This is a genomic window from Flavobacterium sp., from assembly GCF_029945805.1.
In the GTDB taxonomy this organism is placed as follows: Bacteria; Bacteroidota; Bacteroidia; order Flavobacteriales; family Flavobacteriaceae; genus Flavobacterium.
The window spans coordinates 38,708-57,657 of record NZ_JAQSDH010000010.1; the positions used below are offsets into that span (position 1 = coordinate 38,708).

Genomic DNA, 18,950 nt, shown 5'->3' on the forward strand with positions numbered 1-18,950 from the left:
TATGATTTTTTCCGATTGGGGTCAAATATTTTTGCTAACGTTCCGCTGCTTCTAGTCAGTTGCGAACTTCGGAACGAATTATTTTTCACTAAGATACTATTTCTTGCGAAACGCAAACGTGAATTTACCACAAAATTCGCACCCGAGGGCGTTAGCACGAACAGACGAAGTAATTGCGAGAAACAGCTGTTACCAGTAGTTATTTTTCGTTCTCTTTGATTAACGCATCAACTTCGCCTTTTAATTTCGGAAGATGGTTTGTAAGTATTGACCAAATATTCTCGTCGGAAATATTGTCGTAAGCATGAATTACTTGATTTCTCAAACCAATAATTGCTTTTGCATTACTGATTTTCTCAGTAAACGAATTGTCACGAGTAATTATTCTGTTTATGGCTTCGCCAATAATCTCAAGATTTCTTTCAATAGCTCTTTTAAGCATTAAGTTATTTCTGTACTTGAAAAAATCTTTTTCTTCTTCTTGGAAAAAGCTATCAATTTCTTCAATACAAAGTTTAATATCATAAAGCCATTTAAGAATTCTTTCATCCATAAATTAGCTCTTTAGATTTATTGATTGAGTTGATTAAGATTGGGTTTCTTAGAGTTTGTTCTTCAACTAAGTCAACTTCGCGTCCAAATAATTTCTCCAGTCTTTCTTTGAAATCCATGAAATTGTCAAAATACATGGACAACTCGATAGATTTAAATTTCACAAGAAGATCAATATCACTTTCTTTGTTGAAGTTAGAATTCAGAGCTGAACCAAATAGATACATCTTTTCCACATTGTACAATGTACAAAGCTTTTTCAAATCGTCTATATTTCTGTCAACTATTCCCATTGAGCAAATTTAGGCAAAAAAAGTTCTCTTTTATGCGGGCGCCAAAATAATTACTGGTAACAAGCGGGCGCTATGCGCTGGCGTTTGCGCTAGCGCGTAACGTCGAGTTGGGCGAAGTGCCCGCTTGTTGGGAGAAATCCTTTCGGGGATTTTGCCCAACGTTCCGCTGTTTCTCGTCAGTTGCGAACTTCGGAACGAATTATTTTCCACTAAGATACTATTTCGTGCGAAACGCAAACGTAAATTTACCATAAAATTCGCACCCGAGGGCGTTAGCACGAACGGACGAAGTAATTGCGAGAAAAAGCTGTTGGCAGTAGTTTTTATCTTTTTCGGTCTTTCAAATATGCTAAAATTTCACTTTTCTCTTGTCTTATTTTAGACCTTTCAAATTTTTCGCCATTAATTGTAAAGTCTTCAAATTTATAATCGTTAGTGTTTAGAATTTCTGACAGACTATAAATTTTCTGCGTTGATTTATTAATGCCACCAGTAATATATACTTTTTCAGGAATGTTTATTTTTTTTTCTATCACAAAGTATTTTAGAGTTTCCATACTTTTTGTTATTAAACATTGATTTATAACACCTTCACACATTTGAGTCATTGAGTTTTGATAGCAACAATTTATATTTGCTCCATTTTCTACTAATAATTTAACAACACTTAAACACTCATCGCCATTATTGCCCGTTTTTCCGATAGCTACTAACAAAGGAAAGCTGTTTTCAAAATAATGCCCTTCTTCTGGATTTATAATTTCTAAATTCGGATTAGCTCCATATTTTAATAGAGTTTTAATATAAAATAAATCACAATTTTCATTGTAATTAATTGCATTTATAAATGGAGTTTCATCTTTCAAATCTCCCAATAATTCGTTTGGGTTTGCACCTGCTTTTAAAAGTTCTATAATAGCATTTTGTTTTTGATTTACGATAGCCAATGAAAGCAGAGTTTCTTTAAATTCTGGATCTTTAAAATCTACATTTACTTTTTTGGCAGTTAAAATTTCTCTGACTTTTTCGGCATCATTGTTTTCTACAGCTTTTGCTAAGTCCCATATTTTTGTGTTTTTAAAATTACTAAAACTGTAACCAGGCAATTCGGTTTGAGATGCGCAAGAAGTCATTATTAAATTGATAATAACTAAAAGCAAAATTTTCTTCATAGGTTCTATTTTAAGGATTTTTGCTGACAGTACTGCCAACCTTCCAATTGGTGCTACTATGCGACCAATAGCCTCCCAAATTTACTCTTTTATTCCATCAGCTAATCAAGCTTGTCACGCACGTCGCCTGTATATTTATGACTGTAAAAAGAGGCAGTACGCGAACGCCTGAGGTTTTACGGAGTGATGTCGATTATTTTCAAGCTTTTCAATCCATCATTACCCTCTACATTTTGTTCAGCAGCAGTATAAAAATAGGTTTCTAAAAGTGTGAACTTAATTCTTTCGGTTTCTGCAATACCGGCTAAGGGAAGCTCAATACGCTGTGGCAGTTCTGATTTAGCGTAAGAATGCCATGCTGTAGATTCAAGCTGGTGTTCACGACTTGTAAAATCAAAAGATAAAACATGAGTTCTAAAACCAATGCGGCTACGCTGTTTGGCAAATACAATGCTACCGGTTTCCAAGGTTATAGCGTTTTGATTCAGGGTGTAGCCTAAATCCAGCCTGGAATTCGGATTAAAATCATAATCCTTAAGTACGGCTCTTCCGGCAGGATTTTTCAAAGCATCCGCCAGATTCCTTTTGCCTGAAACAGAAACCAAATCATAATTCATTAGCTCCCGCATCTTTTTGGTAAAACTATTCACTACAGCCAGAGTGTTGGTTTTGGGCAAAAGGAGTGCTAAAGCCATTCTGACTGCCTTACTCAAAGAGGAAACATTGCCAAATTCAGTGGCATTGTTGCGTATTTTAGCATATTTAGCGTCGTTAAGTAGTGCCTCGCTAGTAAATCCACTCTGCGTTCTCACAATTAGATTATCATGCAGCTTGTAAATAACGAGGTTGCCAATACGCTTAGGTATATCTCCGCTATAGTCTGTGATTTTAGCCATAATTAGGTGTTTATTTTTTGATTCTGTGCACTTAATCGTATGCGGTTACTTGTTCGGTACTTGTTCGGTGCTTGTTCGGGGTTGTAGTACCCTTTAGGCACCCTTTGTCGAACAAGCACCGAACAAGTGTAGAATAAGGTACGGTTTTGGCCTTGATAAATTACTCAGTACTGATGAAGCATATAACCCTTACTCATGGCATTATTTCCTATCTACATACATTTCGCTTCCCAGCGGATGTATTGATTTGGCATCTACAAAATCACGTGCTATAACTGCCGGAACCGGCGGAAGCATTTTGCCGCCACCTACAATTTGGTTGATAGCCGCACTCAATAAAGGTTCGTTTACAGATCCTAATACGTCCAACGTATTCATGTTTTCAGGTAAAAGAGTGGTAGGGGTAATGCCGGCTGTGTAGTCTCCAAATCCGTTTTTATCTACAATTTTCAATACGATAGGTTGCAGGGCATATTTATGAGTCGTATTCACATTGGTTTTCGAATAATTTGGCGAATCGTATAAGGTAATCGAACCCACATTTTTACCCGTAGTAACATCGCCAATTTGAACCACATTAATGTACGGTTTCAAACAATTGACCACCAATTCACTTGCCGAAGCCGAAGCTTTTGTAGTCAAAATGTACACCTTGTTGAGCTGTAAACCATTCAAGCCAGAGACGAATTTGTTTTCTAAATTCCCCGGATTCGTGCTTAAAAAATAGGCTTGGGCTTTGGCATTCCATTGTTCTTTTGCAAAGAGTTGTCCCGTGAATTGTCCGGTAATCATACTCGCTAATTTGGTTGCTGTACTTACTGAGCCACCCGAATTATACCGTAAATCCAATACCAAGTCGGTAACATTTTGCGACAAAAACGAACCAAACACGGTGTTCAATTGGTTGTCATAACTAGGGTAAAATCCGTTGTAGAGTAAGTAACCAATGCGGTGCGTTCCTTGGGTAATCACGGTGTTAATCAGTATCGGATTTTCGGCCAAATTCGTTTTGGTTAAATTGACCGATTGACCGTTGGGCGTAATGCTTCCTCCGTTATAATCGGCTAAATTTAGCGTATAGGAATCGCGTGCCAAGAGGCTTCGGTAATTAGTGGCATTCAATGTTTCGCCATCAATAGCATAAAAAATAGCGCCACGCTGAATGTTTTTATTCGAGGCATCGGAATTCGGAATAATGTACCGAACCCAGCCGTAAATGGTAGTTTGAGAAGCATCGGTATAGCGTAACGCATAATCAACGCCATTGTTTAAGGTAGTACCAGACAATACACCTTCTAGCACCCTATAATCGCTATAAATCACACTGAATCTATCCATGGGTGCCGGAACGCGAAGGTGATTAAACAAGGTTTCGGGACTGGAATAACTGGCTGTGAAAGTGTTCAACTCGGTTTGATTCGCAAAGCGATTGTCCGCCAAATCGGGCACATCGGCTTGCCATAAATAATATAAGTTCATTCCTTTCCAAATAAAATCATTGATCTTTAAGGTAGAAGGAACCGCATTATCATCCATATCGGTACAACCAAACGGGATAAGTGCCAGAAGAAGAAGTAAGGAGGCAATTGCTTTTTTCATTTATGCTGAATTTATTTCAGAAAGGTATCCTCCTGAACGTTTTATTTATAAACGTAAATTTACTAAGTTTAGATTGAAAAATGTATTTTGTTTGTAACAAATAAAATAGTGCGTCGTCTTGCCTATATAACCAAAAACCAAAACTGTTTTAATGAACCAAATTGAGTTTATGCAACTTGTGAATCCGTTTAAGGATAAGCTCTTTCGGGTAGCGAAACGGTTACTCGTGAGCACCGAAGAAGCAGAAGATGCAACTCAGGAAGTTTTAGTAAAATTGTGGAATAGAAATGAAAGTTTGGATCAATACAACAGCGTTGAAGCCCTAGCCATGACCATGACCAAGAATTTTTGCTTGGATCAATTGAAATCAAAAAGGGCCAGCAACATGAAAATTGTCCACACCAATTTCACCGATAGAGAAGCTAGTGTACAACAAAAAGTAGAAGACCGAGACACGTGGAATTGGGTTGAAAAAATAATGAACGACTTGCCCGAACAGCAAAAATTAATCGTTCAGATGAGAGATATTGAAGAAATGGAGTTTGAAGAAATCAGCACCATTTTAGAAATGAATGAACAGGCAATCCGCACCGCCTTGTCACGAGCACGGAAAACGATACGAGAAAAAATGGTTAAAACACATCATTATGGCATTGGATAGAATAGAAAATTTACTAGAAAAATACTTTGAGGCACAAACCACCATCCAAGAGGAAAAAGAGTTGAAAGACTATTTTACTTCCGCAGCAGTGGCTCCAAATTTGGAACAGTATAAACCGTTGTTTGGTTATGCCGTCCAAGCGAAAAACGAGCAATTTACTGCAACGATTCCGTTATTAAAACCTCAAAACAAGAAAAGCAATCGCATAGTTTGGTTATCAATTGCTGCTTCTGCAGTAGTTTTCTTGGGAGTAGGTTTATTTACATTCGAAAGTTATAACAAGACCGAAGCACAAGATTTAGGAACCATTGACGACCCCGAAGTGGCATTTAGAGAAACCCAGAAAGCACTGAATATGATATCAACCAGTGTGAATAAAGGAATAGGGGGCATGCGTTATTTAAAAGATTATGAACAATCAAAAAATAGAATTTTTAAAAAGTAAACAATCAGAAATCATGAGAAAAGTAATTTTAAGTTTGGTGTTGGTTTTAAGCACAAGCACCTTTTTTGCACAAAGCGTCTTTGACAAATTTGACGGTCAAGATGATATCGCAACCGTTATCGTCAACAAAAAGATGTTTTCGCTGCTAAGCAAAATGGAAGTAAAAGACAAGGAGACACAGCAATATGTGAATTTGATCAAAAAGTTAGACAATCTAAAAGTGTTTGTAACCAGCAGCGACAAAAAAGCAGACGAGATGAAAGCCGTATCTGAAAAATATATTAAAACGGCTTCACTAGAAGAGTTGATGCGCGTAACTGAAAAAGGTAAAAGTGTGAAGATATTTGTAAAATCAGGTTCTACTGAATCGCAAATTAGAGAGTTAATGATGTTTGTAGAAGGCGGTCCTAAAGATGAATCGGTCCTAATGTCGTTAACGGGAGATTTCGATTTGAATGAACTTTCTATTTTGACCGATAAGATGAACTTGCCCGGTGGTGCTGAATTGAAAAAAGCGTCAAAAGCAAAGTCTAAATAATCGGTCATGAAATCTAAGATTATGGCAACCGTTCGCTTTTTAGGCTCGGGTCACGAACTCAGAAAAAATAATTTTAACGTTATGAATAAAGTCGCATTATATACAGCACTACTGGTTTCGTTATTTCTTACGGGTTGTAACAGTAAACCTACGATTCAGAGTTATTTTGTAGAAAATTCAGATAAGAAAGATTTTATTGTACTAGATGTTGCTCCAAGTATCATCAACATCGATAAGACGAAACTGAGTGCCGAACAAAAAACGGCCTTAGCTTCTTTTGACAAGATGAATGTTTTGGCTTTTAAATTGGATAAAACCAATAAGGCTCAATTTGAAACAGAAAGCAATAAGGTAAAAGAAATTCTGAAAGGAAAAGAATACCAAGAATTGATGAAATATGGTTCAGGAAAAGATGCTGCATCCATCAGTTTTGTTGGCGATGAAAATAACATCAGTGAATTTATACTGTATGGTAAAAAAGAAGATAACGGATTTGCAGTAGTTCGAATTTTGGGAAAAGATATGAATCCAAATAATATTATGAACATCCTTTCTATTTTGAAAAGTTCCAATATTGATATGGAGCAATTGAAACCCTTACAAGCGATAATGAAATAATTTAGAGGTTAGTTATTTTAAATGAAAAGTCCCGTAACGATATAAAAACGATACGGGATTTTTTTATTTTTTGAAGTATTTGAAAGGAACCACTAACATTCCGAAACATTCACCATCTCCTTTTCCTATGTGTTTGTGATGCATTTTGTGCGCGCGTCTAACGGCTTTTGCATACCGATTGTTTGCATTTCTAAACATTTTAAAACGTTGGTGAATAAAAATATCATGCACTGTAAAATAGGCTAATCCATAGGAAAAAATTCCTAAACCAATAGCCAATCCAACGGCAAGATATTCATATTGCCATAATAAGAAGAACCCAACGCTCACAACCGCATAAAAAATAAAGAAAGCATCATTTCTTTCAAACCACGAATCGTGGTCTTTTTTGTGATGGTCCGCATGTAAATTCCACAGGAAACCGTGCATTATATACTTGTGGCTAAACCATGCCATGAATTCCATTATGGAAAAAGTAACGATAAAAACAAAGATATTGAGTAACATAATTTTTATAATAAATTCAAACGATAATTAACGTAACATTTGGCTAAGAGACCAAATTTTTGGTAATCGGGAACCCGAATTCTAGTGTTCTTGATTTCCATTGAGGGCGTTTTTTTTAATTTGGATAGCAGCTTCTTATAATAAACATAGGCTGTATATACCCCAAATTTTGCTTCTAAAGGCAATTTTAAAATTCCTTGGTAGCCTGCTTCAAAATCGGCTTCTATTTCTTTAATAATCGCGTCTTTCGAATGTTCGTCCAAACGGGATAAATCGGTATTCGGGAAATAAGTGCGATTCAAATCTTCATAATCCGCTTTCAAATCGCGCAAGAAATTCACTTTTTGGAACGCTGATCCTAATCGCATAGCGGAATGTTCTAATTCAGTAAATTGCTGAACGTCACCATTAACAAAAACTTTTAGGCACATTAGACCCACTACGTCTGCCGAACCGTAAATGTATTCATTGTATTCCTCAAACGATTTGTATTCTGTTTTTTGTAAATCCAATTTCATACTTTTCATAAATGAATCAATCATAGTATTCGGAATTGAATATTTATGAACTGTATGTTGAAAAGAATTCAGTATCGGATTCAAGCTTATTTTTTTATCCAAAGCGCTTTCTAAATCTTTCTGAAACATTTCAAAAAGTGCTTCTTTATCGTAATCGTGAAACGTATCTACAATTTCATCCGCGAAGCGCACAAAGCCATAAATGTTATAAATATCTTGACGAATTGCCGGAGCCAACATCTTTACAGCAGCCGAAAAGGATGTGCTATAAGACTTGGTTACGTTCTTGCTACAATCGTAGGATATTTTGTCAAAAAGTGATTTCATAAAGTACTTTTAATTATAGATTTTTTTCAATCAATTCTGCTACCAGTTTTCCGGATATTAATGCCGGTGGAACACCCGGTCCGGGAACAGTTAATTGTCCGGTAAAAAAGAGATTTTTTACTTTTTTACTTTTCAATTTGGGTCTTAAAAATGCAGTTTGTAATAGCGTATTTGCTAAGCCATAGGCATTTCCTTTATACGAATTATAATCTTTTATAAAGTCGTTTACACAAAATGATTCTTTAAAGATAATAAAACCTTTCACATGTTGCTGTGTTAGTTCTTCAAAACGAGTAATAATTTTGTTAAAGTAGATTTTCCTAAGTTCAGGAGTATCTTCTAAGCCAGGCGCAAGTGGTATTAAAAAGATACCAGCTTCTTTTCCTTCTGGCGCAGAATTAGCATCGGTTTTAGAGGGAAAACTAGCATAAAACAATGGATTTTCGGGCCATTTAGGATTGTCATATATTGCAGAAGCATGCACATCAAAATCGACATCAAAAAATAAAGTATGATGTTCTACATTTTCAATTTTCTTGTCAAAGCCAACATAGAATAGGAGTGAAGAAGGGGCAAATGTTCTACTTTCCCAATATTTTTCAGAATAGGCGCGGTATTTTTTATCTAATAAGGTTTCACTGTGATGATAATCTGCACCGCTTAAAATAATGTCGCCTTTTATTGTTTCACCATTAACAACTAATGCTGTTGCTGTGTCATTCTCTACAATAATTTTTTCAATATTCGAATTGGTATGTATCGTAACGCCAAGCTCTATCGCTAATTTTTCCATTGCGAGAATAACGCTATACATTCCGTTTTTTGGATGCCAAGTTCCTAAGCCAAAATCTGCAAAATTCATAAAGCTATAAAACGAGGGTGTGTCCGATGGTTTTGCTCCTAAGAAAAGTACGGGAAATTCAAGTATCTGAACAAGTTTAGTATTCTTAAATTTTTTGCGGATGTCTTTCGAGATATTTCCAAAAAACTGATCGACTTTTTTTGCCGTTTCCAACGTAATTAATTCCAATGGAGAAACTCCCGGACGATAAACTAAATCCTTTATAGCGATTTCGTAGTTGCTTTGTGCTTCAGCCATAAAATTTTCCAACTTTTTACCACTTCCTTTTTCTATAGATTCAAAAGTTGTGATAATTTCTGGAAGATTGTCGGCAATAGTAACAAAATCTTTGACTCCAAAATAGACTTGATACGCCGGAGAAAGTTTGATCAGTTCATAGTAATCTGAAGGTTTTTTACCAAAGTCAGCAAAGAACCGTTCAAAAACATCGGGCATCCAATACCAAGTTGGACCGATATCAAATGTAAAGCCTTCTTTTATTAATTGGCGGGCTCTGCCACCAATAGTCGCGTTTTTTTCAAAAACTGTAACGGCATTTCCTTGTTTGGCAAGATAGCAAGCAGCTGCAAGTGAGGAAAAACCAGAGCCGATGATTTTTATTTCTTTTTTCATAACTGTTTAACAAACGTTAAAAAAGTTAAACAAATAGGTTCCTTTTTAAGTAAATTATAATTTTTCAACAAGATCATTGATAGAGGTAAAGGTTTTAATATTATTGTTAATAAGTTTGGAGTCTATGTTTTCAACCATTCTTCCAATAGCCCATAATTCAGAATTTTCATCTAGAAGTTCTTTGATTACTTCTCGTACGTAGTTATTTAATTCATTCACATTTGGTTCAACGGTCATGTAGCAAATAAAAACGAGGTTGTCAAAATATTTTTTCATATCCTTGACGCTACTAATCGGAACACTTTCTCCTAAAAAAATCGTCTTGTAGCCATTGAGCTGTATTTCGTAATTTAAGTACATTAAGCCGAGTTCGTGAATTTCGTTCTCTGGCAAATATAAAACAAAAACTTTTTCGTCGTTGGTTGGGTTCTTAGCTTGCAACGCTTCCGTTTCTAATAGAATTTTTTGTTTGATCAAATAACTTATAAAATGTTCGTGCGCTATCGAGATTGTATTAGTTTGCCATAAATAGCCAATTTCACCAATGAACGGAAGAAAGATGTCAAAGAATATTTCACGAAACGATTTTTCAGCAAGTAATGCGTTATAAGTATTGATAAATAGCGTTTGATCAAAATTCATCATAGCCATTTTAAACGAACTTATCGCATGGTGCTTGAAGCTTTTATCCGTTATAATTTCGTTTACAAGCTCCGGAATTCGTTGTTCGGTTAATTTAGATATTTGTGATATTTTGTAACCATGATTGTGCAACAAAGTGATGTTTAGTAGTTTTTGAAGATTTTCCAAATCATACGTTCGTATATTGGTTTGAGTACGCATTGGCTCTAAAACACTATACCGTTTTTCCCATATTCTAATAGTATGTGCTTTGATACCAGAAATATTTTCTAAATCTTTTATGCTAAAGACACTTTTAATGTTGTTCATCTTTTCTCTAAATTTGTTAAACAAAATTAAGTAATTTATTTGACATTATTTGAATATTAAATAATTCAATGTGAATTTTTAAAATTAAGCTCAGTGCGATTTATGATCTAGTAGCGCATTTTTTGTATAATAGGCTGATTATGATTAATTTGTAACTCATTCAATGAGTGTAAGAGGTTGGGATTAGATTTACAGATCCAAAAAAAACGCTTCGAAAACTTAGGAATTTTCTAGAGTTGCTATTTAAAAATAGTTCATCGGGCTTATGTTTTGTAATCTAGGATTTAAAATAAACGGATAAAATTGGCTTCGCCCTTCCCACAAAGGGCCGCTTTGAAAATAAAAGGGTAGTAAAAAAAACAGTTCAAGCGAGCTTGCTGTTTTTTTACTACCCTTTTATTTATTCGTGACCACGATGGGATTTGAACCCACACGCCCTTGCGAGCACCAGCCCCTCAAGCTGGCAAGTCTACCGTTTCTCCACGTGGCCTAAAACAAAAAAAGTCAAACAATAATTGTTCGACTTTTTGTGACCCGACTGGGGCTCGAACCCAGGACCCCATCATTAAAAGTGATGTGCTCTACCAACTGAGCTATCGAGTCTAAACTACATAAAAGAAAAAAAAATGTGACCCGACTGGGGCTCGAACCCAGGACCCCATCATTAAAAGTGATGTGCTCTACCAACTGAGCTATCGAGTCTTTTTCTTTTCTTGAATGCGGGTGCAAATATAAGGCCTTATTATTAATATTTCAAAGCAATTTTAGTATAAATTTGCCTTTTTTTGATACGGGGTGTTAACGACTTAATTTATAAGGTTTTATTGCTATGAAGAAAATTATTTTGGTGGGTTATATGGCTGTTGGAAAGACCACAATTGCACAATTGTTATCCAAAAAAATAGAAATAGAATGGATCGATTTAGATAAATTAATAGAAAAAGAGCTGCGATTAAGTGTCAGTGAAATCTTTAAGCAAAAAGGCGAAGTCTATTTTAGAAAAGTAGAACACGAACTCTTTAAAGAATGTCTTAAGAGTACTACGGATACAATCATCAGTACTGGCGGAGGAACTCCTTGTTATGCCAATAACCATCTGTTGCTGAAAGGCGAAAACACAATATCTGTTTATTTGAAAGCGTCTATTGAGACTGTTTTTGAAAGGCTGAAATCCGAAAAACAACACCGACCTCTTGTGGAAAATCAATCGGAAGCGGAATTGAAAGAGTTTATTGCAAAACATCTCTTTGAAAGAAGTTATTTTTACAATCAGGCAACATATACAATTGCAGTAGATACTAAAACACCTCAAGCAATTGTGGAGGAACTCATTGCGTTATTAAACTAAATAGGCATGATTGTTATTCTCTTCAAAAACAACGTGGACATGTTCTTTTGATGAGGTGGATAATGAGATTCCTTTGAAATCGGCTTTCACTGGAAATTTTTTGTGGTTTCTGTCTACTAAAACAGCCGTTTTGAACTTCTTTACCGGAACATCCAAAAAGTGTTTTACGCCATAAATTAAGGTTGTTCCTGAGTTTAAAACATCATCTACTAATACAATTCCTTTGTTGGTATAGCTTTCTTTAGGAATGGATGTGGTGATCTCTTTAAACGGATGGTGTTTGTCTATTTTGACTTCGCAAAGCGTCACTTTTAAATCGGATATAGTTTCTAATACAGTACTTATTTTTTGAGCTAAAATATAACCGTTCTTCGAAATCCCCGCCAAAATTATCAGCTCTTCTTCTGCAAAAGTCTCATAAATTTGATAAGCAATTCGTTTGATTTTATGCTCGATCTCCTGATGATTTAGAATACGATTCTGGCTCATTATGTTGTTTTTTTTCAAAGATAAAAAAACAGTTCAATTTCTTTTTGGCTTTAGTAATTATTTTCGCTGTTACATAAAAAGTAGCATTAATAAAGTATAAGAAAATTCAGCCATTGTATGCATCAACTATAAGAATTATCAGAAAAGAATTTTGTGAGACAGCGGATTTGTTTCACGTTTTACCGATTTTATCGTAAAATAGTAAATTGTTAAGATTATTTTTTTAACATTTAATATAAATTCCCGTTATTTGTGAATTGGATTAACATTGGTAATCAATTTATAAACACTATTTTAAGTGTCTGTCAAAACCCAATAAAGCTTTATTTAAAAAAAACAAAATGAAGAACTACATTACCCTGAAACTATTTTCTTTACAAAAAAAACAGTTCTTTGTTTTTATTGCGTTATTAATTTTTTCTTTTTTTGGTCAGTTGGGCTTCGCTCAAGTTAGTGTCTACACTTATGCTGAATCAATTTCCTCTTATACACCTCTTACTGCGCCATCCGTTGCTTACGCAGCACCTTGGGATGATCACGTTAACGGTGCTGCATTTGCGGCGCCACTTGGATTCACTTTTAATTACGACGGAATAAATCAGACACAATGTTATATAAGTCCGAATGGCTATTTATCTTTTGGGATTCAGCCTGCCGCTGCGGGATATCTTCCTTTGAGCGTAGCCACTCCGTTCACAGGAGGCGGAACTATCAGTGCGCTGGGGATGGATTTAATTTCAGCAACTGCTACAGATGATATCGTTTTCAGTACTATTGGGACGGCGCCTAACAGAATATTTGTTGTTCAGTGGACTAATGCTAGAAGAAAGGTCGCTACGGGTAATTTTAACTTTCAAATCAGATTAAATGAAACTTCAAATGGCATTGAAATTTTATACGGAATTTGTGCTCCAACCGGAGCCACTGCCTACAATGCACAAGTTGGTCTTCGTGGAGTAACAACTATTTTTTTACAGGGAGATGTAAACAATAGAGTGCAGAGTGGAGGCAATGCTGGTTTTGCTTGGTCAGGCAGAACTGCACTAGGAACAGCTAATTCAAGTACGGTGCGCACTAGTGCAATAGAATATCCAGACAACGGATTGCTCTATGCTTATACCCCTGCAAGTCCGTGTACGATTCCCACAGCCAGCCCTACAGCTTTTTCTCTTGGTACACTTAGTGTTGATGCAACGAGTAGTAACGGAAATAGTTTTACAGCAGCTTCTCCTGCTCCTACAAATTACTTAATTTTAAGAAGCACCGTAAATACAACACCAACTAATATTGAAATTCCCAATCGGGTTTATTGGGCAGTAGATGATATTATTTCGGGGATCTTTACGGTTGTAAGTATTTCTAATGCAACGTCATTTGCCCAAACGGGTTTAACACCAAACACAAGATATTACTACTGGATAATTCCTTATAATGCGGGTTGTTCTGGTGGCCCTTTTTATAAAATGAATAGCATAGAAACGGCAACAATTTCAACTTGTATTGCCGCTCCAACAGGATTAGCAACCGCAAATGTTGATGGAAATTCATTTATAGCATCGTGGACGACTGTTGCAGGAGCGACCGATTATCAAATCGATGTTTCTACTTCAAGCACCTTTGCTACACTTTTACCCGCATATACCAATTTATCTACTGGCGGAGCGACAAGTTTATCCATCACGGGTTTAATTCCGTTGACGAATTACTATTTTAGGGTGCGTGCCACAGGTTTGGGTTGTGGTTTAAACAGTGCTTCATTACTGGTATCGACTTTATGCGGCTCGTTTCCCATTCCGTATTATCAAAACTTTGATACCACAGCAATTGCGACTTTGCCGAGTTGTTTTACGGTAGCAGATGATAACTCGGACACTATTAGCTGGCAAGTTCAAAATACGTTGGCGGCTTCTGCTCCAAATGCTTATCATCTTCGAACTAATAGTGCTGCTGCTTCTAATGATTGGTTTTTCCTTCCGGGATTAAGCCTAACTGGAGGCGTTACTTATAGATTAAAATTCAAATACAATACAACGGTCACGGGCTCACTTGCTGAAAACTTAAGAGTACGGTTGGGATCAAGTCCCACTGCCGTTAATATGACCGGTACTTTATTAAATTTGGCAAACCTAAGCAATACGGTTTATCAAACTGCCATAGTAGATTTCACCCCTGCGATAACGGATTCCTATTATTTAGGCTTTCAAGGTTCCAGTTTTGCGAATCAAAGCAAGATTTTGATTGATGACATTAGTGTTATTGTATCGCCAACTTGTTTTGAGCCAACAAATATTGTTATTTCTACGGTTTCCGTTACAACAGCCACTATGGTCTGGAATGCCAGTGCACCACCACCAGCAAACGGATACCAATACTATGTCAGTACATCAAATGTTCAGCCTAGTGGTGCTGTAATTCCAACCGGTGCAGTGGGAGCGGGAATAACCACCGCTACTATTTCAGGATTAACGGCCGCTACATTATACTACGTGTGGGTTCGCGGTAACTGCAGTGCATCGGATAAGAGTGAGTGGAGTCTTACACAAACCTTTAGTACAGATTGTGCTGTTCCAGCATTATTGGCTTCGGTCAATGGTTCATTGTGTGGTGGAGGTTCAACAACACTTACGGCAACAGCAACATCGGGTGCTACTGTTCGATGGTTTTCAAATGCTGCAGCAACTACTTTAGTTGGAACAGGCAGCAGTTTTGTTACACCTACACTTTTTGCCACTAGGACCTATTACGCACAATCAACCGCTACCGGAGGTTTGGTTACTGTGGGTGCCTTGTCGCCTTTAACACAGGGAGGTTCTTTGGGATCGCAGACCATCCCAGTATACCTTAGCTTTACTGTAACCAACACTACTACATTCCAATCATTAGATATTTATCCTTTGGTTTCGGGAGAAAATGGTACACTATCGTTGCGCAATTCCTCGAATGTTGCAGTGGCACTTTATAATTTTGTGACTAGTGTTTCAGGAGGAACTACACCACAAACAATTCCGTTAGGATTCAATTTGACTCCGGGGAATTATTTTATTTATTTTGAATTTATGCCTGCTTCCGGTTTGGTTGTCAATAGTACTAACGCCACCTATCCTTATTCATCATCCATTGCCAGTATTACTAGTAATGATTATGATGGTTCTTTTTATATGTATGCCTACAATTGGAAGTTTTCCAATGTATGTAAATCATTAGTAACTCCGGTAACCGCAAACATTTCTCCTGCGCCGCCCATCTCTTTTAGTTCTACTGCAGCAACACTATGTTCTGGGGAGACTACAGGGGTTGTCACGGTATCCGGTGCAGCGGCATACACTAATTTTGTTTGGTCGCCCACCACAGGAGTTTCAGGTTCAATAGCGGCGGGTTTTACTTTTAATCCGGTAGCAACTACCACGTATTCATTAATCGCTTCGCAAACATCCGGAAGTTTATGCGCGTCTCTGCTAACCTTTACCGTAACGGTGAATCCAGAGCCGCCCGCAATTGGCATCGTTCCGGCAATCAGCACTATTTGTCAAGGGGCTATACTTCCTTTAAATGCAAGCTTATCCACAGCAGTAGCCTCAACTATTTTCAGTGAAAATTTTAACGGTCCAACCAACAATTGGACTACCGTAAATAATTCTGCTGGTGGCGCTTCTGTTGAGTCGGCTTGGACGCTAAGAAACGGTCCGTATTCACCTCCTGGGGCAGTTTGGCCTTTTCCAATCAGCAGTAACGACAACTCACAATTTTACTTTACAGATTCCTATGCACAAGGCGGTCCGTCGAGTAATATAACAAGGACGTATTTAATTTCACCCACAATTAATTTGGCGGGATATTCTAGTGCCACTTTTAGTTTTTGGCAATTTTTAAGATATATTGGAGGTAATCGAGCGCGTGTCGAAGCTTCAACTGATGGTGGAACTACATGGTTTACTATGCTTACACAGTTTACTGCTCAAGGTACGTCTAGTAGCTTTGTCAATACTACAGTCGATTTAGCCCCTCTATTGGGAAATCCAAATGTGAAATTGCGATTTTACTATGATGCCACTTACGATTACGGTTGGGCGGTTGATAATGTCACAATCACAGGAACTCTAGCTTTGGAAGTAATTTGGTCGCCGGCAACGGAGCTGTTTTTTGATGCAGCTGCGACTGTACCTTACATTGCAGGAACTCCAACCGCAGCGGTCTATACTAAGCCATCAGTAACAAGAACGTATACAGGAACCGCTTTAGGTTCTAACGGGTGTTCTACTAGCAGTACTACCGTTATAACAGTAGTGCCAAATGTTGTTCCTGGCACCTTGTCTAGTAATCAAAGTATTTGTGGGGGTTTTGCTCCTAATAATTTAGTATTAACCGGAGCTACAGGCACCATTGTTCGATGGGAGTATGCTGCAAATGCTACTTTTACTTCGGGACTTACTACAATTGTCAATACAACTTCTACTTTAACAACGGCAGCAATTGGGACGTTCACAGGTGGTCGCTACTATAGAGTGGTGCTTCAGAGTGGCAGCTGTCCCATTGCCTATTCCAATAGTGTTTTAATTAGTTTTTATGTTACGACTTGGGATGGATCAGCGTGGAGTAATGGAGCGCCTAACGCCACGGCAAGAGCTATTTTTGCCGGTAATTATTCATCCACAGCCGACTTACAAGCGTGTTCGGTTCAGGTGGTATCGGGGTTAGTGACTTTTAATACCAATCATACTTTGACCGTTCAGAATGACGTAAAGGTTACAGGCGGTTCACTTGTATTTGAAGATAAATCGAGTTTGGTTCAGGTGAATCACTTAGACAATAACGGAATTGCCTTTGCAAATACAGGAAACATTACCTATAAACGAACCACGACTCCAATGTTCAGATTTGATTATACCTATTGGTCGTCACCGGTCAGTCCGCAAAACTTACAAGGAATTTCGCCAACAGCACCATTCGGATTATTTTTCTGGTATAATCCCGCTATCAACAACTGGGCGTATGTTAATCCATCCGCTACCACTATGGTTTCAGGTAGAGGCTATATTTGTAGAGCTCCTATTAGTTTTCCTACGGGCGCTCCTGCAACTCCCTTAGGACACACGGCAAACTTTATTGGCGTTCCTAATAATGGCCCTATAACTCTACCTATTATTGGTGGCGCAAGTCAGTTTAATTTATTAGGAAATCCGTATCCAAGTGCACTTTCTGCAGATGCGTTTTTATTAGATTCTGCTAATGCTGCTACCTTAGGTGGAACAATTTACTTATGGACGCACAATACGCCTATTAATGCCGCGTTGCAATATACTGGAAGCGATTATGCGATCTATAATTATTTAGGTGGGGTAGTAGGTGGTGTTCCAACGGGCGCTAGCTCTAACCCAGGATTGAACAATTCTGTGCCGAATGGTAAAATTGCCTCAGGTCAAGGGTTCTTTATTAAAGGCTTGTCAAATGGTACTGCTACGTTTAAAAACACTATGCGTATAGGAGGCAATAACGATCAATTCTTCCGAATGACCACTCCCGCACTTACTAACACCACCACTTCTGAACTTGAAAAACACCGCTATTGGTTGAACATTGAAAATACTCAAGGTGCTTTCAAACAAGCTTTAATTGGTTATGTAGAACAAGGAACTTTAGGTTTAGATCGTTTGTTTGACGGCGAAATGGTAGATGTTGGCAATGCGATCACGTTGTACACATTGGTAGATGCGATTAAGTTGAGCATACAAGGAAGACCTGTGCCGTTTGATGTTTCAGATACTATTCCGTTGGGATATAAATCAACGATTAACAGCGACTATACTATTTCTTTATTTGATTTCGATGGCTTGTTTACGGATCAAAAAATCTATTTGGAAGACAAGGATTTAAATATAATTCATGATTTAAGCGTTGGAAATTATACGTTCACTACCAACAGTGGTACGTTTGACGACCGCTTTGTATTGCGCTACACCACTGAAACGCTAGGAACTTCAAATCCTGTATTCAATGCGAATACGGTAGTTATCTATAAAAACGAAGAGGCTAATTTTGTAATCAAATCGGGGACTTTTATCATGGATGAGGTTACCGTATTTGATGTTAGAGGACGTTTACTTTTGAAACAAAAAAATATTAATGCTACCCAAACTACGTTTAATGAAGGAATGACCAATCAAGTTTTATTGGTTCAGATTAAAACGGTAGATGGCGTTATGGTAACTAAGAAAGTGGTACGGTAATTTATTTCGTTTTCTAGTTAAGAATTAACAGCACTCCCTGCTTTTTGGCGGGGATTTTTGTTTTATACTTTTAGCAGGTGGTCTAGCGCTTTTGACTAGAGCAGTTTCTCTTTTTACCAAACCGGTATTCTTTATCTCTTTAGCTGTACTTACTAAAAAGTGCGATTATATCCTTTTGAGGAAGGAGCAAGCCCCGCTACCGCACGAATCCCTTCGTGTGGTTTTTATAATTTAAAATATTGAAAAACAACTAACCAACCCCCCCCGCTACCGCACGAATCCTTTCGTGTGGTTTTTATAATTTAAAATATTGAAAAACAACTAACCAACACCCCCGC

17 protein-coding genes and 3 tRNA genes are annotated in these 18,950 nt (G+C 37.3%); 6 read left to right on the top strand and 14 right to left on the bottom strand.

What is annotated here, in order from left to right; all coding sequences use genetic code 11:
- Positions 1–199 precede the first annotated feature (199 nt).
- The 6 genes from PSU83_RS02405 to PSU83_RS02430 form a co-directional block, all read right to left on the bottom strand.
- A complete protein-coding gene (locus PSU83_RS02405; RefSeq protein ID WP_300586310.1) occupies positions 200–553 on the bottom strand; it encodes a HepT-like ribonuclease domain-containing protein in 354 nt (117 codons plus the stop codon).
- Positions 546–845 carry a nucleotidyltransferase domain-containing protein gene (locus tag PSU83_RS02410; RefSeq protein ID WP_300586312.1) on the bottom strand — a complete coding sequence of 100 codons (300 nt, stop codon included), beginning with the start codon at positions 843–845 and terminating at the stop codon, positions 546–548. The genes PSU83_RS02405 and PSU83_RS02410 overlap by 8 nt, the downstream gene beginning before the upstream one ends.
- Positions 846–875: 30 nt before the next feature.
- Positions 876–1,097 carry a hypothetical protein gene (locus PSU83_RS02415; protein ID WP_300586314.1) on the bottom strand — a complete coding sequence of 74 codons (222 nt, stop codon included), beginning with the start codon at positions 1,095–1,097 and terminating at the stop codon, positions 876–878.
- A 71-nt stretch (positions 1,098–1,168) separates the two neighbouring features.
- Positions 1,169–2,017 (bottom strand): ankyrin repeat domain-containing protein, encoded by an 849-nt coding sequence (locus PSU83_RS02420; RefSeq protein WP_300586316.1) that lies wholly within the window; start codon positions 2,015–2,017, stop codon positions 1,169–1,171.
- 176 nt (positions 2,018–2,193) lie between these two features.
- On the bottom strand, positions 2,194–2,913 hold the full coding sequence (locus PSU83_RS02425; protein WP_300586318.1) for a hypothetical protein: 720 nt from the start codon (positions 2,911–2,913) through the stop codon (positions 2,194–2,196).
- A gap of 201 nt (positions 2,914–3,114) precedes the next feature.
- On the bottom strand, positions 3,115–4,512 hold the full coding sequence (locus PSU83_RS02430) for a S41 family peptidase (RefSeq protein WP_300586320.1): 1,398 nt from the start codon (positions 4,510–4,512) through the stop codon (positions 3,115–3,117).
- 151 nt (positions 4,513–4,663) lie between these two features.
- On the opposite strand from PSU83_RS02430, the gene PSU83_RS02435 reads away from it, so the two are divergent.
- Genes PSU83_RS02435 through PSU83_RS02450 form a run of 4 tightly spaced genes read left to right on the top strand, consistent with a single transcriptional unit; the run spans position 4,664 to position 6,774 of the window.
- Positions 4,664–5,173 carry a sigma-70 family RNA polymerase sigma factor gene (locus PSU83_RS02435; RefSeq protein WP_300586322.1) on the top strand — a complete coding sequence of 170 codons (510 nt, stop codon included), beginning with the start codon at positions 4,664–4,666 and terminating at the stop codon, positions 5,171–5,173.
- Positions 5,160–5,618, top strand: a complete 459-nt coding sequence (locus tag PSU83_RS02440; RefSeq protein WP_300586324.1) for a hypothetical protein — start codon at positions 5,160–5,162, stop codon at positions 5,616–5,618. Before PSU83_RS02435 ends, PSU83_RS02440 begins: the two co-directional genes overlap by 14 nt.
- Before the next feature lie 13 nt (positions 5,619–5,631).
- Entirely contained in the window at positions 5,632–6,156 is a 525-nt protein-coding gene (locus tag PSU83_RS02445) for a DUF4252 domain-containing protein (RefSeq protein ID WP_300586327.1), read from the top strand.
- Between the two features lie 6 nt (positions 6,157–6,162).
- Positions 6,163–6,774: a DUF4252 domain-containing protein gene (locus tag PSU83_RS02450; protein WP_363319847.1), complete on the top strand. Its 612-nt coding sequence runs from the start codon at positions 6,163–6,165 to the stop codon at positions 6,772–6,774.
- Positions 6,775–6,837: 63 nt separating this feature from the next.
- Here the strand turns inward: PSU83_RS02450 and PSU83_RS02455 are convergent, their stop codons facing one another.
- The 7 genes from PSU83_RS02455 to PSU83_RS02485 form a co-directional block, all read right to left on the bottom strand.
- A complete protein-coding gene (locus PSU83_RS02455) occupies positions 6,838–7,281 on the bottom strand; it encodes a sterol desaturase family protein (RefSeq protein WP_300586329.1) in 444 nt (147 codons plus the stop codon).
- A 5-nt stretch (positions 7,282–7,286) separates the two neighbouring features.
- Complete coding sequence (locus PSU83_RS02460; protein WP_300586330.1) at positions 7,287–8,126, bottom strand: phytoene/squalene synthase family protein; 840 nt, start codon at positions 8,124–8,126, stop codon at positions 7,287–7,289.
- A gap of 13 nt (positions 8,127–8,139) precedes the next feature.
- Positions 8,140–9,600: a phytoene desaturase family protein gene (gene crtI / locus PSU83_RS02465; RefSeq protein WP_300586332.1), complete on the bottom strand. Its 1,461-nt coding sequence runs from the start codon at positions 9,598–9,600 to the stop codon at positions 8,140–8,142.
- A 54-nt stretch (positions 9,601–9,654) separates the two neighbouring features.
- Positions 9,655–10,551: a MerR family transcriptional regulator gene (locus PSU83_RS02470; RefSeq protein WP_300586334.1), complete on the bottom strand. Its 897-nt coding sequence runs from the start codon at positions 10,549–10,551 to the stop codon at positions 9,655–9,657.
- Between the two features lie 407 nt (positions 10,552–10,958).
- A tRNA-Leu gene (locus tag PSU83_RS02475) sits at positions 10,959–11,041 on the bottom strand.
- 40 nt (positions 11,042–11,081) lie between these two features.
- Positions 11,082–11,154: transfer RNA gene (locus PSU83_RS02480), tRNA-Lys, on the bottom strand.
- 26 nt (positions 11,155–11,180) lie between these two features.
- Positions 11,181–11,253: transfer RNA gene (locus PSU83_RS02485), tRNA-Lys, on the bottom strand.
- A gap of 127 nt (positions 11,254–11,380) precedes the next feature.
- On the opposite strand from PSU83_RS02485, the gene PSU83_RS02490 reads away from it, so the two are divergent.
- Positions 11,381–11,899, top strand: coding sequence for a shikimate kinase (locus PSU83_RS02490; RefSeq protein WP_300586336.1), 519 nt, complete (start codon positions 11,381–11,383; stop codon positions 11,897–11,899).
- On the opposite strand, the gene PSU83_RS02495 is transcribed toward PSU83_RS02490, so the two are convergent.
- Positions 11,891–12,388: a phosphoribosyltransferase family protein gene (locus PSU83_RS02495; RefSeq protein ID WP_300586338.1), complete on the bottom strand. Its 498-nt coding sequence runs from the start codon at positions 12,386–12,388 to the stop codon at positions 11,891–11,893. The two genes, PSU83_RS02490 and PSU83_RS02495, sit on opposite strands and share 9 nt — an antisense overlap.
- A 341-nt stretch (positions 12,389–12,729) precedes the next feature.
- Here PSU83_RS02495 and PSU83_RS02500 point away from each other — a divergent pair, with 341 nt between their 5' ends.
- Positions 12,730–18,612: a choice-of-anchor J domain-containing protein gene (locus PSU83_RS02500; RefSeq protein ID WP_300586340.1), complete on the top strand. Its 5,883-nt coding sequence runs from the start codon at positions 12,730–12,732 to the stop codon at positions 18,610–18,612.
- Positions 18,613–18,950: the final 338 nt, after the last annotated feature.

Bases quoted from the DNA above. Each gene is read 5' to 3' on its own strand.
- PSU83_RS02405 (WP_300586310.1), bottom strand. From the start codon at position 553: ATGGATGAAAGAATTCTTAAATGGCTTTATGATATTAAACTTTGTATT.
- PSU83_RS02410 (WP_300586312.1), bottom strand. From the start codon at position 845: ATGGGAATAGTTGACAGAAATATAGACGATTTGAAAAAGCTTTGTACA.
- PSU83_RS02415 (WP_300586314.1), bottom strand. From the start codon at position 1,097: ATGGTAAATTTACGTTTGCGTTTCGCACGAAATAGTATCTTAGTGGAA.
- PSU83_RS02420 (WP_300586316.1), bottom strand. From the start codon at position 2,017: ATGAAGAAAATTTTGCTTTTAGTTATTATCAATTTAATAATGACTTCT.
- PSU83_RS02425 (WP_300586318.1), bottom strand. From the start codon at position 2,913: ATGGCTAAAATCACAGACTATAGCGGAGATATACCTAAGCGTATTGGC.
- PSU83_RS02430 (WP_300586320.1), bottom strand. From the start codon at position 4,512: ATGAAAAAAGCAATTGCCTCCTTACTTCTTCTTCTGGCACTTATCCCG.
- PSU83_RS02435 (WP_300586322.1), top strand. From the start codon at position 4,664: ATGAACCAAATTGAGTTTATGCAACTTGTGAATCCGTTTAAGGATAAG.
- PSU83_RS02440 (WP_300586324.1), top strand. From the start codon at position 5,160: ATGGCATTGGATAGAATAGAAAATTTACTAGAAAAATACTTTGAGGCA.
- PSU83_RS02445 (WP_300586327.1), top strand. From the start codon at position 5,632: ATGAGAAAAGTAATTTTAAGTTTGGTGTTGGTTTTAAGCACAAGCACC.
- PSU83_RS02450 (WP_363319847.1), top strand. From the start codon at position 6,163: ATGAAATCTAAGATTATGGCAACCGTTCGCTTTTTAGGCTCGGGTCAC.
- PSU83_RS02455 (WP_300586329.1), bottom strand. From the start codon at position 7,281: ATGTTACTCAATATCTTTGTTTTTATCGTTACTTTTTCCATAATGGAA.
- PSU83_RS02460 (WP_300586330.1), bottom strand. From the start codon at position 8,126: ATGAAATCACTTTTTGACAAAATATCCTACGATTGTAGCAAGAACGTA.
- crtI (WP_300586332.1), bottom strand. From the start codon at position 9,600: ATGAAAAAAGAAATAAAAATCATCGGCTCTGGTTTTTCCTCACTTGCA.
- PSU83_RS02470 (WP_300586334.1), bottom strand. From the start codon at position 10,551: ATGAACAACATTAAAAGTGTCTTTAGCATAAAAGATTTAGAAAATATT.
- PSU83_RS02490 (WP_300586336.1), top strand. From the start codon at position 11,381: ATGAAGAAAATTATTTTGGTGGGTTATATGGCTGTTGGAAAGACCACA.
- PSU83_RS02495 (WP_300586338.1), bottom strand. From the start codon at position 12,388: ATGAGCCAGAATCGTATTCTAAATCATCAGGAGATCGAGCATAAAATC.
- PSU83_RS02500 (WP_300586340.1), top strand. From the start codon at position 12,730: ATGAAGAACTACATTACCCTGAAACTATTTTCTTTACAAAAAAAACAG.